Annotated in this window: 12 protein-coding genes; 11 read left to right on the top strand and 1 reads right to left on the bottom strand. The window is 66.8% G+C overall.

The genetic code is table 11. The features are described from left to right. Nucleotides 1-19: 19 nt before the first annotated feature. From cobA to ACFQS9_RS04580, 5 genes are all read left to right on the top strand, one after another. The gene (gene cobA / locus ACFQS9_RS04600) at nucleotides 20-1,246 is read left to right on the top strand and encodes a uroporphyrinogen-III C-methyltransferase (RefSeq protein ID WP_378402048.1); all 1,227 of its coding nucleotides are present in this window, start codon (nucleotides 20-22) and stop codon (nucleotides 1,244-1,246) included. Nucleotides 1,247-1,257: 11 nt separating this feature from the next. After that, nucleotides 1,258-2,739, top strand: a complete 1,482-nt coding sequence (locus ACFQS9_RS04595; RefSeq protein ID WP_378402046.1) for an MFS transporter — start codon at nucleotides 1,258-1,260, stop codon at nucleotides 2,737-2,739. 263 nt (nucleotides 2,740-3,002) lie between these two features. Further along, nucleotides 3,003-3,344: an ArsR/SmtB family transcription factor gene (locus tag ACFQS9_RS04590; RefSeq protein ID WP_378402044.1), complete on the top strand. Its 342-nt coding sequence runs from the start codon at nucleotides 3,003-3,005 to the stop codon at nucleotides 3,342-3,344. A 3-nt stretch (nucleotides 3,345-3,347) separates the two neighbouring features. Beyond that, on the top strand, nucleotides 3,348-3,833 hold the full coding sequence (locus ACFQS9_RS04585; protein WP_378402042.1) for an SRPBCC family protein: 486 nt from the start codon (nucleotides 3,348-3,350) through the stop codon (nucleotides 3,831-3,833). Between the two features lie 241 nt (nucleotides 3,834-4,074). Next, nucleotides 4,075-5,010 carry a carboxymuconolactone decarboxylase family protein gene (locus ACFQS9_RS04580; RefSeq protein WP_378402040.1) on the top strand — a complete coding sequence of 312 codons (936 nt, stop codon included), beginning with the start codon at nucleotides 4,075-4,077 and terminating at the stop codon, nucleotides 5,008-5,010. A 184-nt stretch (nucleotides 5,011-5,194) separates the two neighbouring features. Here the strand turns inward: ACFQS9_RS04580 and ACFQS9_RS04575 are convergent, their stop codons facing one another. Beyond that, nucleotides 5,195-6,427 carry a helix-turn-helix domain-containing protein gene (locus ACFQS9_RS04575; RefSeq protein WP_378402038.1) on the bottom strand — a complete coding sequence of 411 codons (1,233 nt, stop codon included), beginning with the start codon at nucleotides 6,425-6,427 and terminating at the stop codon, nucleotides 5,195-5,197. A gap of 631 nt (nucleotides 6,428-7,058) precedes the next feature. Here ACFQS9_RS04575 and ACFQS9_RS04570 point away from each other — a divergent pair. From ACFQS9_RS04570 to ACFQS9_RS04545, 6 genes are all read left to right on the top strand, one after another. Next, nucleotides 7,059-8,228: a saccharopine dehydrogenase NADP-binding domain-containing protein gene (locus ACFQS9_RS04570; RefSeq protein WP_378402036.1), complete on the top strand. Its 1,170-nt coding sequence runs from the start codon at nucleotides 7,059-7,061 to the stop codon at nucleotides 8,226-8,228. Between the two features lie 24 nt (nucleotides 8,229-8,252). Further along, entirely contained in the window at nucleotides 8,253-9,719 is a 1,467-nt protein-coding gene (locus tag ACFQS9_RS04565; protein WP_378402034.1) for an aldehyde dehydrogenase family protein, read from the top strand. A 70-nt stretch (nucleotides 9,720-9,789) separates the two neighbouring features. Further along, on the top strand, nucleotides 9,790-11,415 hold the full coding sequence (locus tag ACFQS9_RS04560) for a GMC oxidoreductase (RefSeq protein WP_378402032.1): 1,626 nt from the start codon (nucleotides 9,790-9,792) through the stop codon (nucleotides 11,413-11,415). Then, complete coding sequence (locus ACFQS9_RS04555; RefSeq protein ID WP_378402030.1) at nucleotides 11,412-11,870, top strand: hypothetical protein; 459 nt, start codon at nucleotides 11,412-11,414, stop codon at nucleotides 11,868-11,870. Before ACFQS9_RS04560 ends, ACFQS9_RS04555 begins: the two co-directional genes overlap by 4 nt. A gap of 7 nt (nucleotides 11,871-11,877) precedes the next feature. After that, the gene (locus ACFQS9_RS04550; protein ID WP_378402028.1) at nucleotides 11,878-13,467 is read left to right on the top strand and encodes a class I adenylate-forming enzyme family protein; all 1,590 of its coding nucleotides are present in this window, start codon (nucleotides 11,878-11,880) and stop codon (nucleotides 13,465-13,467) included. Next, nucleotides 13,385-15,031: an acyl-CoA carboxylase subunit beta gene (locus tag ACFQS9_RS04545; RefSeq protein WP_378402027.1), complete on the top strand. Its 1,647-nt coding sequence runs from the start codon at nucleotides 13,385-13,387 to the stop codon at nucleotides 15,029-15,031. The genes ACFQS9_RS04550 and ACFQS9_RS04545 overlap by 83 nt, the downstream gene beginning before the upstream one ends. The last annotated feature ends 40 nt before the right edge of the window (nucleotides 15,032-15,071 follow it).

Raw genomic sequence — 15,071 nt, 5'->3', positions numbered from 1 at the left:
CCCAGTCAAGGAGCGCGAAGTGCCAGCAGCGGCCGGAGACGAGCCCAACTACCTCGTAGGGCTCAACCTGACCGATCGACGGGTGGTCGTCGTGGGCGGCGGCACCGTCGCACAGCGGCGCCTCGGCCTGCTCGTCGCCAGCGGGGCGAAGGTGCACGTCGTCAGCCGCGCCGTCACCCCCGCCGTCGAGGCGATGGCCACCGGCGGCCAGATCACCCTCGACCTGCGCGCGTACGTCGACGGTGACCTCGACGGCGCCTGGTACGCCATCGCCTGCACCGACGAGCCCGACACCAACGCCGCCGTCGTCGCCGAGGCGGAGCGGGGTCGCACCTTCTGCGTGCGCGCCGACAGCGCCCGCCAGGGCACCGCCGTCACCCCGGCGAGCGCGTCCTTCGACGGGCTCGAGCTCGGCGTGCTGGCCGGCGGCGACCACCGCCGCTCGGCCGCGGTGCGCACCGCGCTGGTGGAGGCTCTGCAGTCCGGCGGCGTGGTCGATGTCGCCGAGCCGCACGCGCCCGGCGTCGCGCTGGTCGGCGGCGGACCCGGCGACCCGGATCTGATCACCGTCCGCGGCCGCCGGTTGCTGGCCCGGGCCGACGTCGTGGTCGCGGACCGGCTCGCCCCGCCCGAGTTGCTCGCGGAGCTCGGTCCCCAGGTCGAGGTCATCGACGCGGCGAAGATCCCGTACGGCCGCGCGATGGCGCAGGAGGCGATCAACGCCGCGCTGATCGACGGTTACAAGGCGGGCAAGTTCGTGGTCCGGCTCAAGGGCGGCGACCCGTACGTGTTCGGCCGCGGCTTCGAGGAGTTGCAGGCGTGCGCGGCGGCCGGGGTACCGGTCACCGTGGTGCCGGGCATCACCAGCGCGATCGCGGTGCCGTCCGCGGCCGGGATCCCGGTGACTCACCGCGGCGTCACCCACGAGTTCGTCGTGGTCAGTGGGCACGTCGCTCCCGACCACCCCGATTCGCTGGTCGACTGGTCGGCCCTGGCGAAGCTGCGCGGCACCCTGGTGTTGCTGATGGCGGTGGAGCGGATCGAGAAGTTCGCCGCCGTGCTCACCGAGGGCGGCAGGCCGGCGGAGACCCCGGTGACCGTCATCCAGGAGGGCACCACCCGCGCGCAGCGCGTGCTGCGCGCCGACCTCGCGACGGTCGCGGCGCGGGTCCGCGAGGAGAACATCCGCCCGCCGGCGATCATCGTGATCGGGCCGGTCGCGGGCCTGACCGCCGACGCGCAGTAACCTGGGCGACCGTGCCTGACTCCCTCGTCGTGAAGTACCCCGTGACCACACGGGCGTTCGGTCTCGCGATCATCGTCCTCGGCGGTATGCAGTTGATGATGGTGCTCGACGGCACCGTCGCGTCGCTGGCCCTGGCCCGGATCCAGGAGGACCTCGACCTGAGCGACTCCGGTCGTAACTGGGTGATCACCTCGTATGCGCTGACCTTCGGCGGGCTGATGCTGCTCGGCGGGCGCCTCGGCGACGCGTTCGGGCGCAAGCGGGTCTTCATCGGCGGGGTGGTGCTGTTCACGGTGGCCTCGCTCGTGTGCGGGCTGGCCACCGGCGAGATCTCGCTGATCGCGGCCCGCGCGCTGCAGGGCGTGGGTGCGGCGATCGCGTCGCCGACCGCGCTGGCCCTGGTGGCGACGACCTTCGCGCCGGGCCCGGTGCGCAATCAGGCGATCGCGATCTTCGCCGCGATGACCGGCATCGGTTCGGTGACCGGGCTGATCGTCGGCGGCGCGCTGACCGAGGTGTCCTGGCGCTGGATCTTCCTGATCAACGTGCCGATCGGTCTGCTCATCATCGCCCTGGCGTTCCGCTCGCTGGTGGAGACCGGTGCCGAGCGGCTCAAGCTGGACGTGCCGGGTGCGGTGCTCGCGACCCTGGGCTGCACCGGCGTCGTCTTCGGCTTCACCGAGGGTGCCGAGATGGGCTGGACCAGCCCGGCGGTGGTCATCGCGCTGGTCGCGGGATTGGCACTGCTCGCGGCGTTCCTGGTGGTCGAGCGCAGGGCGGAGAACCCGCTGCTGCCGTTCTCGCTCTTCCGTGACCGGAACCGGGTGGCCACGTTCGTCGCGATCGCGCTCGTCGGCGCGGTGATGTTCAGCCTGGCGCCGTTCGTCGCGCTGTTCGTGCAGGACATCCTCGGCTACAGCCCGCTCGATGCAGGGCTGGCGTTCGTGCCGTTCGCCTTCGGTCTCGGCGCCGCGGCCTTCGTGGCGTCGAAGCTCGCGGTCCGCGTCCAGCCCCGGTGGCTGATCCTCGTCGGCACGGTCCTGACCGCGCTGGGCCTGCTGTACGGGTCCACGCTGGACACGTCGGCGACGTACATGGGGAATCTGTTCATGCTCGTGGTCGGCGTCGGCTTCGGTGTCGGCCTCGCGGTGGTGCCGCTGCCGCTCTGCGCGATCGCGGGGGTCGGGCCGCACGAGATCGGCCCCCTGTCCGCCATCGCCCAGGTGGCGCAGGTGCTGTTCGGCCCGATCGGTCTGGCGATCGTCGGGGCGATGGCCACGTCGCGGACGCTCTCGCTCGGCGGTACGTCCGGCGTGGCGGCGGGCATGAGCCCGCTCCAGCTCTCGGCGCTCAGCGAGGGATACACCTTCGCGCTGCTGGGCTGCGCGATCTTCGCCGCCCTCGCCGCCGTCGTGGCCCTGTTCATCCGGTTCACCCCGGAGCAGGTGGCACAGGCGCAGGCCGCGGAGAAGGCCGCCCAGGAAGCGGCGTAGGCGGCTGCGCCACTGAGCAGACCAGCGACATCGCCGCACACCTGTGCGGGCGCGGCCTGTGCCAGGAGATGCTCGTGTGGGAGTCCGCCGAGCAGACCATGTCCGGCGGGGTGGAGCTGGAGTTCGCCCGGATCGAGTCCCGGACCTTCAACTCCCGCGTTGTCTACCTTCGCTACCAGCGCACGCGCTGAGCCCGGCACACGGGCTGTGGCATCGCGCCGGGGCCTTGACAATCTACAACCATTTGGTTGTAGATTGGTGACGTGAACGGAGATGACGAGGACCGGGCAGACGCCCTGTTCCATGCGCTCGCCGACCGGACCCGGCGCGACATCATGCGCCGCGTACTGGCCGGGGAGCACTCGGTCTCCGTGCTCGCGGCGAAGTACGAGATGAGCTTCGCGGCGGTACAGAAGCACGTCGCGGTGCTGGAGAAGGCCGGCCTGCTGACCAAGCGGCGCAGCGGCCGGGAGCAGCTGGCCAGCGGCGACGTGGCGGCGGTGCGATCGGTGGCGTCCATGCTCACCGAGCTGGAGCAGGTGTGGCGCGGCCGCATTGCACGCATCGACGAACTCATTGCATCCGGCTCGACCAAGGAGGACTGAATCATGCCTGTGACCAATGTCCAGCAGGACCTCGACAACCTGACCCTGACGATCACCGCCGACTTCGCGGCGCCGGTGGCGCGGATCTGGCAGGTCTACGCAGACCCGCGCCAGCTGGAGAAGGTGTGGGGACCGCCGACGTACCCGGCGACGGTGGTCGACCACGACCTCACGCCCGGCGGCCGCACGACCTACTTCATGACCGGCCCGGAAGGCGAGAAGTTCGCCGGGTACTGGCAGATCACGGCCGTCGACGAGCCGACGAGCTTCTCGTTCGACGACGGCTTCGCCGACCTGGACTTCAACTCGAATCCCGAACTGCCGGTATCGAAGAACGTCTTCACCTTCGCCGAGCACGACGGTGGGACCCGCGCAACATACGTGAGTACCTACGAGTCCGCCGAGGCGCTGCAGCAGGTGCTGGACATGGGTGTGGTCGAGGGGGCCACGTCGGCGATCAACCAGATCGACGAGCTGGTCGCCTCCTAACCGGCGCGCCGCAGCAGCCGGGATCACCGCACCTGATGCTGCTGCGCCGAACAGGGCCGAGAACGGGCCCCACGCCGATTCGGTGTGGGGCCCGCCTCGTGTCGGCGAATCGGCGCGCCGCAGGTATGCACCGCCGGTGGATGGATTGTCCCGTTCAGTGGGAGGTTTGGATTGAGGAGGGCGGGCGGCGGTTGTTGTCTGGCTCACACCGAACCCCAAGGTATTGCAGAAGGTGATGTGAATGGTGATGAATGCTCACGCTGATACCTCTTGGTCAACCGACTCGGCGACTGGTGCGCTTGCGCGCTATGCCCCGGAGGCGGAGGCGGCACTCAATGAGCTGATCGCGCTGAGTCCGGCTCGCTTGGGGCCGCTGGTGGGTTCCGTGCGCGAAAGGTGTGCCGTGACGTTGTCGTTGGCGCCCGTTCCAGCACCCGACCTGGGCGTGGCGACCCCGGCGTCCCGGTCGAAGGGGCACCGAGTGGCTCTCGAATTCGCCGAGCAGTTCTGTGTGGATGTCTCGTCCGTCGGCGCGGACATGCGCGAGGCGCTGATCGGCGCGCTGGGCTCGCGGACCGGAGCGTTTGTGACGACGCTCTATGTCGCGGACTGGGCGCCGCGGCTCCACCGGGTCTTGGATGAGCTGTTCGGGCCGGACCCGTCCGGGTGGACGGGTCCGGCCCGGTGGAACGAATCGGATGATGATCCGTGGCCTGCGGTCGATGCGTTCCTGCGTAGTGTTGGTCGTCTGCGCGCCCTCGACTCTGTCACGACCGAACTGGTCCGGCTGCGCCAAGCGCGGCAGCACAACTGCCGCATCTGCAAGTCGCTGCGCAGCAGGTCAGCACTCTCGGCTGGAGTCGGTGAAGGGACCTTCGGCGAGGTGGACCACTATCAGGACAGCACACTCTCCGAGCGGCACAAGGCGGCGCTCACGCTAACCGATGCCATGATCTGGCAGCCCGGCTACATCAGCGATGACGTCATTGATGATGTGCGGCAGCATTTCTCGCCCGTCGAGGCCGTTGAGCTCGTCCTCGACCTGACGCGGAACGCCAGCAACAAGATCGCGGTCGCGACCGGTTCGGACGAAGCGCACGTGAGCGAGGGCGTCGAGATCTACGACGTCAAGGAAGACGGCACGCTCGACTTCGGACTGTCTGCGCCAACCGGATAGGCGCAACCTGGCGATGGGTCCTGCATTCAAGGGGCCTTGGGCACTCGTCATGCCGCTGATCAACTCGACGTGGCGTGGCTACTAACGGCAGGCGGACACACCGTCAGTCGCAGAGGTTCGGTCGTGGATCGGCTATCGAGATATGACGCGTGCACATTGCCCGACGGTAGTGGTGACAAGAGTGTCAATCATCGCGAAGCTCGATCAGCGATAGCGCTGCATCAATCGCAGTCGCATTGTCGTGCAATGGAGTGGGCAGCAGCTCATCTGCGCGCACAAGCCGACGGTCGATCGTGTTGCGGTGGGCAAACATTCGCTCAGATGTGCGAGAACGGTTGAACCGTTCGCGAACGAAGGTGCGGACTGTGTCGCGAAGTATCTGATCCGCATCGGCGAAATCACCGAGAGTGTCGGAGATGAACAGTTCGGCCTCAGCCGGATCCGCTGAGATAAGCGATGCGAGATGTACGTCCTGAAAGCAGACGACGCGACGACGCGACCCGAGTCGCTCCACGAGGCGCTTGGCTGAGGCCGCGTCGAGGTGACTGCGACGAAAACCTAGCACGTCGGCGGCCGGTCGTCCGAAGGCCACTCGTGCAGCCGGGGTGGAGGCGAGTACGGGGGAGATTTGGGAAGCCACAACTGCTGTGCTGGTAGGCATCCACAGCCACACGGTGGTTAGGCCCGCCCCAATCGACAGGCGGTCGGGGGCGTGAGTCGCCCTCGCGATCTGTTCGGCAGCTTGGGTGGCTTGGGAGGCGGCGTCGACCGAGTCGACCCATACGATCGCCGCCAGGTGGCTGCCGGTGAGGACGTACCCGAGTTGGCTTTCGGCTCGGTCGCGCGGGATCGGCGCACCCTCGAGCAGGAGCTGGACAGTCGACTGACGTCTTAGTTGGGTCGCTGCGCTGAGGTCTTCGCGAGTCGCCTTGATGTGTTCGTCGAGCCGTGCCATGGAGTCGTCGATGAATGCCGTCAGTGAGGTGGCCGACAGGTCGATCAGCTCTCGCAGTACCTGCGGGTCGGCGCCGGCGCGGAAGCACGCGTTCACCCACCAACTCCAGCTCACGCGTTGTGCAGCACGCCAGGCGCTGATCTGGTTGACGAAGATGCCGCGCATCACGAGATCGCGGGCGTACAGCGCGAACTCCTCGACGTCGGCGGCTGGCACCGGCCGCCCGGGCGTGTCGATGTTCGCCGCGAGCCAGTGCTCGAGGTTGGCGCGAGTAAGGCGACGGTCGACTTCTGCGAGCGGGGAGTCCGGGCTGAAACCGGGGTCGGCGGTCGTCTGGTACTGGGCTGCCGCCAGATCGTCGAGGATCGACTCGGTCTGCGGCAGCAGTGTCCTGGCCACGGAACGGAATAGATCCTTCGCGGCGTCCGACGATGCCGGCCAACCGGCTTCCAGTTCACTCATGTGCTGCTTCCGTGCAATAGCGTGCGACGGTACGAATGTACTCCATCTCCCACGATGAATAGACGAGATCGCGCGCGGAGACTGGTGGGCTTTATTTCAATAAGGGCGCAGCCTGAAAAAGGCTTGCTTCGGCCGTGTGGCTACGGTTTCGTTTCGACTTTATTAATTGGAATTCGACTTGGGAGCGTGTGGAAAAGTCCTTTCCGGGCGAGGCATGCAGGTGGATTACGTCTGCACTTCCGATGCGTGATGCTGATCTCAGTATCGGATGACGAGGTGGGGATCGCTACGACGAAAACGCGCGATACTGGCTCGGTAGCGGTGCAAATTGCCTCACTGCTCTGCAAAAGTCCAGCGTAGCCGCGCGGGAGCTCGCACCTGGTGTTGCCGAAATGAAGATTCTTTCCGAAATGATTGCATAAGGCAGATCGCGTGAGTACAGTCCGTTTCATTCGAAGGCTGATCGTGGATTGGATCGTCTCGGATTCTTCCGGCCATTAGGCCTCCATCATCTGGATTGTTCGCGTATTCGCCTGGCCGGCTGTGGCGGCCACGGTTCGTGCGGCGGCGAATTGAGCAGAACCGTCATGTCGTGAATCGCCAGTGCCAGACCTACCAAGGAGTTGCAGTCATGAAGGTCGTCATCGTCGGAGGGGCCGGGCGCGTGGGAACCCGCATCGCCCAGGAGCTTTCCCGGCACTCACACGTCGAGGTGCGGGTCGCCGACAGGACGCAACCGCGAGACCCGGGTCTCGACTTCAGCGAAGTCGACCTTGCCGACGTGGCAACGCTCGACACCGCGATCGCGGGCGCCGACGTCGTCGTGAACACGGCGGGACCGTTCGACCGATGGGGCACCGTCGTGCTGGACGCGGCGATCGCGAGCGGCGTGAATTACGTCGACGTCTGTGACGATCCGATCCCCACGGCCGAACTGCTCGACAGGGACGACGCCGCCCGCGCCGCCGGTGTCCGCGCCGTCATCGGTCTCGGGATGAGCCCGGGGCTGACGAACTTTCTCGCGGTCGTCGCTGCGCGCCAGCTCGACTCGGTCGACCTACTGGCGACTTTCTGGGGAGACCCCGGCGAAGGAAAGAGCATGGCCGAGGCGGAGACGATGGCTGCGGCCATGGCCTCGGCATTCGAAGAGGGACGCGCGGCGTTCCACCATCTGATTGTCCAGGCCTCCGCGATGGCGCCGATCTGGCGTGACGGCCAGCAAGCTGAATGCAGGGCCTGGAAGGAGGCCTACCGGGTCACCACCTCGAGCGGCGCGACCGGAGTGTTCAGGATGATCGGTCACCCGGAACCGGTCACGCTGCCGCGCGCGGTTGACGTTCAGGAGTGCGTCAACGTGGGCACCATCGACGCGGGGTCCGACGCGCTCATGCTTCCGACGCTCGACCGAGTCAGTCGAGGCGAGATCGATGTCCCGACTGCACTGAAGTTTCTCGCCGCACAGCTCCGGGCCAGGCCCCAGGTCCTCGCGACACCGCGGGTGGGGCCCGCTCTGTCGGTGTTCGGTGGCGCGGCGGTGACCGGTGAGCGTGACGGCCTTCGGAGTGGGGTCGTCGTGCTTCCGGGTGGACCGGTCGACGGTTCGATGAGCTTGGAGACCGCACGGCCTGCCGCTGTCGGAGTGTTGAGCATCGACAGTGCCGAAGTCGGTGTTCATGCACCGGAGTCCGCTTTCGATGCGGACGCCTTCCTGGCGAAGTTCTCCGACATCTACTGGGACGGCGTTCCGGGCTTCGTCGTCGATGAAGCCGGCCCCGACGCGATCGTCCGCGTCGAACCCTGAGACCCCACGACCCGAGGAACCATCATGACAAGGCAACTTCCCGAGATCCATGCACGGCCCCTTATCGGCGGCGAATGGACCGACCGAGACCTGGAACGCAGGAATGTGTACAGCCCCGTCACCGGTGCAGCATTAGGTTCAATAGCGCTGTGTGACAGCAGATTCGCCGACATGGCGCTCTCTGCTGCCAACCGTGCGGCGGGCGACTGGTCGCACACCACCGTCTTCGAACGCATCGAGGTGTTCGAAAAGGTCAAGCAGGTTCTCGCGGCGCGCCGCGACGAGATCGCGACAGTCATCGCCTACGAGGTGGGCAAGGAGTTCGCACACGAGTCACGCGGCGAGATCGATGAGGCGATCGCACATTTCGACGAGGCGATCACCGGGTGCCGGGATCTGGAGGGCAGGCTGCTCCCGTCGGCTGTGCCGTCCTGCCGGAACTACGCGTATCGCGTCGCCCGCGGCACCGTGGTGGCGATTCAGCCGTGGAACTTCCCGATCGCCATGGCCGTCCAGCACATCGCTCCCGCACTGGCGGGTGGAAACACGGTCGTCATGCTTCCGGCGCCCACCACCACACTCTCGGCGACCCTGCTCGTCGAGTGCCTCGTCGAGGCGGGCCTGCCGGCCGGGGTCCTCAACCTCGTGACCGGCGACGGGGCCGTCATCGGTGACGCACTGACCAGGGACGAGCGCGCCGACGTCGTCGCCTTTACCGGATCGACCGCCACCGGTCGGCTGATCGCTGCCAATGCACACAATCGTGCCCAGATCCTCGAGCTCGGAGGCAACGGCCCGATGGTGATCCTCGAGGACGCCGACCTCGACAAGGCGGCCGAGGGCGTGGTGATGTCGTCCACCGTCGCGTCCGGGCAGGCCTGCACGTCGGCCGAGCTGATCCTCGTGCACAGCGAGGTCTACGACGCATTCGCCGCGCGGCTGGTGGCAGAGGTCGAGAACACCACCCGCGTCGGTGACCCGTTCGACGAGCAGACCACGATGGGTCCGCTGCAAAACGAGTCCACTGCGATAAAGGTCGCGACCCACGTTCGGGACGCCATCGACAACGGCGCCAAAGTCCTGACCGGGGGATCACCACTGACCGGGTTCGACACAGACCTGTACTGGCCGCCCACCGTGCTGACCGGTGTCACCAACGACATGTTGATCAGCCGTTCGGAGACCTTCGGGCCGGTGATGCCGCTCCAGCGGATCGAGTCCGAAGACGAGGCGCTGGCCATCATCGACGCCTCGGAGTACGGCCTCGCATCGTCGGTGTACACCCGCGATATCGGTCGCGGACTCCGCTTCGCCGAGCGTGCGTCGACCGGGATGGCGAATGTGAATCTGCCGAGCGTGTGGTCCGAATACCACCTGCCGTTCGGTGGCCGATCCGGCAAGGGCAGCGGTACCGGACGCGTGCAGGGCCGCTTCGCGCTCACCGACGTGTTCACCGAACTCAAGACCATCATTGTCGATCTCGGTCAATGACCGACGGTCAAGGACGGACAGAAACATGAACACAGGGAAGCAGTCCTCTGGTGCTCACCCGGGGCGACCGGTGGGACCGAGTTACTCCACCCGGGGCGAAACAGATGCACTGATCATCGGCGCCGGCCCGTCGGGAACGACAGCGGCTCGGCTGCTCGCCGAAAGTGGTTACCGCGTCACGGTGCTCGAACAGGGCACCTGGCCGGACGTCTATCCGAGCACCCTCCCCGAGCGGGAACTCGTGCAGGCCGGGCCGTGGAACCCGAACCCCAACATCCGCAAGTTGCCCAGCGACTATCCGATCAACGAGGACGAAGCCGACATCCACACGCTCCAGTTCAGCGGGGTCGGCGGCAGCACAGTGATGTTCGGCGCGGAATGGCCGCGGCTGATTCCTTCCGATTTCCGGGTGAGGACCCTCGACGGGGTCGCCGCGGACTGGCCGATCACCTACGAGGACCTCCAGCCGTACTACGAGATGATCGACGAGATGATCGGCGTCTCCGGCGTCGGCGGGAACACCGCCTACCCGCCGGGGGAGGATCCTCCGCAGCCACCATTGCCGATCGGCCGGATAGGACAGGTCGCCGCACGCGGTATGAACGCACTCGGTTACCACTGGTGGCCGGGAACCCATGCGATCCTGTCGCGGGCGCACGACGGCCGCTCTGCCTGCGCCCGCTGGGGGACATGCGTGGCCGGCTGCCCCGAAGGGGCGAAGTCGTCCTGGGACGTCGCGATGTGGCCGGCCACCCTGGCCGCAGGCGTCGAACTGATCACGGGCGCCAGAGTCCGTGAGGTCACCGTGTCCCCGCGTGGCCTGGCGACCGGCGCCACCTGGATCGACCGCGACGGAACCGAGCACCACACCGCCGCGCCGGTCGTCATCGTGTGCGCCAACGGCGTCGGCACGCCGCGGTTGCTGCTCATGTCGGCCTCGTCGCGATTCCCCGACGGACTTGCCAACTCCTCGGGCTACGTCGGCCGGAATTTGATGATGCACCCGACGGCGACCGTGCTCGGATGCTACGAGGAGGATCTCCAGGCGTACCTCGGCCCGGTGGGGCAGCCGATCTGGTCGATGCAGTTCGCAGAGACAGATGTGACGCGGGGATTCCGCCGGGGAGCCAAGTGGACGATCGCCCCCGTGCCGGGACCGGCGGAACTGCTGCAGCGCATCGCAGGCCTGCCGCTCAGCCAGCGCAGTGGTATCGCCGGCCACGAGTTCGTCGAGAGGTTCACCGGCCGCGCCTTCGAATGGGTCGCCGCGATCGAGGACCTGCCCGAGTTCGACAACCGGGTCACCCTCGACGACACGCTCGTCGACGGCGATGGGCTGCCTGCGCCGAAGCTGCGCTACAAGCTCTCCGACGAGAGTATTCGCGCACTCGACTGGCACATCGCCAAACTCACCGAGGTTCATGAGATTTCGGGGGCGGTCTTCACCCACCGGGTCGACTACATGCCGGAGGTCGGCTGGCACCTACTCGGCACGGCCCGATGCGGAGACGATCGCGAGACATCGGTGGTGGACGGATACGGCAAGTCGCACGACGTGCCGAACCTGTACATCTTCGACGGCAGCGTCTTCGCGACGTCGTCGGCCGTCAATCCCACCTCGACGATCGCCGCATTCGCTCTGCGCGGCGCCGAGCACATCGTCGAGACCGCAGCCGAGCAGAGGACTCCATTGTGAACGAACCACTCACCGTTGTGAACGCAGCACTCACCGAGATCGAACAGTGGGGTCTGCAGCGTCTGGCCGATCTGTGGTTCCCCGGGACCGACACGTCTCCGGCGATGAGGGCGTTGCCAGATTACGAGTCCGTCGTCCGCACCGCGCTGGCGGCGAACGACGAGGTCGCCGCGGCGCTGCGCGAGATCGCACGAACAGCGGCCGACGCCGCAGATCTCACGCCCGAGGTCGTCGACAGCTGGCCGACCGAGACGGTCGAGGCGGCGTACCTGTTCGTGATGTGCGCCTACTACATGTCCAAGACTGTGCGGGCCGCCATCGGATACCCGGGCCAGACCAGGGTTCCGGTGGCCACGGCCACGCCGGATCAGGTGTTCACCGACGAACTGCTCGCCCCGGTGATCGCACGGGGACCGATCTATGTTCCGACTCCGGGGAGCACAGGCGATGAGTGAGGGATCGATGAGTGAGAGATACGGTCTGCGGAGTCCGGTCGACTTCCTGCTCGACGCCGAGGCCGAGGGCCCGGATGCACCATTGCTCAGGCATGCGGGGGGCACCGTCACGGTGACCGAGTTCGCGTCGCTGGTACGACGGTGCGCCACCGACCTGATCGACCGGTTCGCCGTCGAGTCGGGTGATCGGGTGGCCCTCGTCGGGCGCAACTCGGTACATCGCCTCGCCTGGCAGTACGGCGCGTACTGGATCGGCGCCGTGGAGGTCTCGCTGAACTTCGACCTCAAGGGCCCGATGCTCGCGCATGTGCTCACCGACAGCGAGCCGACCCTGATCCTGACCGACGACGAATTCCGCGCGGAGGTGACTCGACATGCCGGATCGACGCGGATCGACGCGCTGACCGGACCGGTCACGGAGCAGACAGATGTGCCGCCCGGCCTCCGCCGCCATCTCGACGCACTGTCGCGGGACCACCTGGCGACCATCCTGTACACGTCGGGGACGACGGGGCCGTCCAAGGGCGTGATGCTCCCGCACGGGTACCTCGCGAACAACGCGGATGCGGCCCAGGAGATGATCGCTCTCACCACCGACGACGTCGGGCACAGCGCCCTGCCGTTCTTCCACGTCGACATACACGTCATCTTCCCGGCGATCATCAGGTCCGGGTCGTCGCTGTACTTCACCGAGCGTTTCAGTGTGAGCCGATTCTGGGAGCAGGTCACGACGCACGGCTGCACGTGGGCGATGGCCGTCGGCTCGATGCTGGCCGGCGTCGCGCTATCGACGCCCCCTGGGCGAGCAGACATTCCGTTGACGCGTGTGGTCGGCGCTCCGGTGCCGCCGGAGGTGTACGGGTACTTCGAGGACCGGCTCGGGGTGCCGGTCCTGAGTACCTACGGGCAGACCGAGGCGCACGGTATCTCGATCGAGACGATCGACGCCCGGCGTCGTGGAAGTGCGGGACGGATCTGCGATGCGTTCGACGTGGCGATCCTCTCGCCGGACGGGCGCCGTCTTCCTCCAGGGACGGTGGGGGAGATCTGTCACCGCCCGAATCACCCCGCCATGGTCTTGCTCGGCTACTGGCGGCGCCCAGCGTCGACCGTCGCCGCGTGGCAGAACCTCTGGTACCACACTGGGGATCTCGGCCTCATCGACGAAGACGGTTTCCTCTTCTTCAAAGGACGACTCACCGACTCGTTGCGTCGACGCGGCGAGAACATCTCTGCCTTCGAACTCGAAGCGGTGCTGCGGACCGCTCCGGGTGTCGTCGACGCCGCGGCGATCGGTGTGGTCGATGAGCTCGGCGGAGAGGACGAGATCAAGGTCTTTGTGGACTGCGGAGACACCGGCGTCCTTGACCCGCAGAGCTTCTTCGATTTCTGTGTCGCGAACCTGCCGCGGTTCGCGGTGCCGCGGTATGTCGCGCAGGTCGACGCCGCGTCATTCGTACGCAGTCCCGGCACCGGTGTGATTCAGAAGCATCGGTTACCGACCCGAATCACAGGTGCCGGTGTCTACGACCGGCTCGCCGAATCGGGATCGGCGAACAACTTCAGCTTTTCGGAAAGGAATCACCATCGTGGCTGAATTCACGTGGGAATCTGCACTCGCCGAACTCGATCGACGGCGGGCAGCCGCGCGGGAGCTCGGTGGTCAGCGGCGCATCGATCGCCAGCACGCCCAGGGAAGGCAGACGATCCGAGAACGGATCACCGCTGCTGCCAAGGAGTTTCACGAGATTGGCGAGTTTGCGGTCTTCGAGGAGCGCTCGGCGACCGGTGAGTTGCTCGGAAAGATGCCCGCGAGCTATGTCTGCGGTCTCGCACAGTTCGGTGGGCGGACCGTCGCGCTCGGCGGTGAGGATTTCACCGTACGGGCCGGAGCCCCGCAGTCGTACCTCGATCGGATGAAGGGCGGCCTGGGTGGGTTCGTGGAAGACCTCGCCCACGAGTACCGAATCCCACTGGTGCTGTTCATGGAGGGCATCGGCGGTGACGTCGCAGCTCAGGCGGAGAAGGGGCACTCCTACCTCGTGTCGTCGATGAGCTGGCAGCGCTCGTACGAGCTGCTCTCCGAGGTTCCGGTGCTCGCAATGGTCAGCGGGGCCGCCGCCGGCGGCACCGCGGGCCGCACGGTGCTCAGCCACTTCAGCGTGATGACCAAAGACTCGGTGCTCTTTGCCGGTGGCCCTCCGCTGGTCAAGCGTGCACTGGGAATGGACGTCGACAAGGAGCAGCTCGGAGGCGCCAAGATCCACACCGGTGGGTCCGGTGCCGTCGACAACCTCGCTGAGGACGAAGCCGATGCGATCGAGCAGATGCAGACGGTTCTGAGCTACCTGCCGCAGAGCGTATGGGAACTGCCGCCGCGCGGTGAACAGACCGACCCGGTGGATCGTCGCGGCGACGAGATCCTCAAGATCATCCCAGAGAACCGCCGGCGGCCGTACAAGGTGCAGAAAGTGATCGGCGAGATCGTCGACCGCGGGTCGTTCTTCGAGGTGGGAGGGCGCTGGGGCAAGAGCGTCGTCACCGGGTACGCACGGATGGACGGAATCTCGGTCGGCGTCGTCGCAAGCAACTCGATGCATCTCGGTGGCGCGCTCGACGCGGCCGCGGCCGAAAAGCAGATCCGGTTTGTTGACATCTGCTCCACCTTCCATCTGCCGATCATCTATCTCGTGGACGTCCCCGGATTCATGGTCGGGCCCGACGCCGAGCGTGGAAACGTCATCCGTTGGGGGATGCGAGCGATTCAGTCGATCATCGAAGCCGAAGTCCCCGTGATCACCATTCACGTCCGCAAGGCTTACGGGATGGCCGTCTCTGCGACCGCTAACCCCGACTCACTGTGCCTACGACTTGCCTGGCCCACCGCGGAGTGGGGCGATCTGCCGGTCGAAGGCGGTGTGGAAGCAGGCTTTTCACGTGAGATTGCCGCCGCCGAGGACCCTGCTGAGTATCGCCGCGCGGTGGAGGACCGGATGCACGCACTCGCCGACCCGTGGGGAACGGTCGAGGCGTTCGGTGTGGAGAACATGATCGACCCGCGTGAGACACGGGAGATCGTCTGCGCGTTCATCAACGCGTCGCGGGGACTGATGGAGACCAAGCGTGGACCGCAGCAGCGGCGTTGGAGCCTGCGGCCCTGACTGGGGCGCGCATGTCAAAAGACACAGATGAAGCAGGGAG

The sequence above is a fragment of the Rhodococcus daqingensis genome (genome assembly GCF_042665615.1).
Classification (GTDB): domain Bacteria; phylum Actinomycetota; class Actinomycetes; order Mycobacteriales; family Mycobacteriaceae; genus Rhodococcus_G; species Rhodococcus_G daqingensis.
This window is presented reverse-complemented; position numbering and strand designations above follow the sequence as displayed.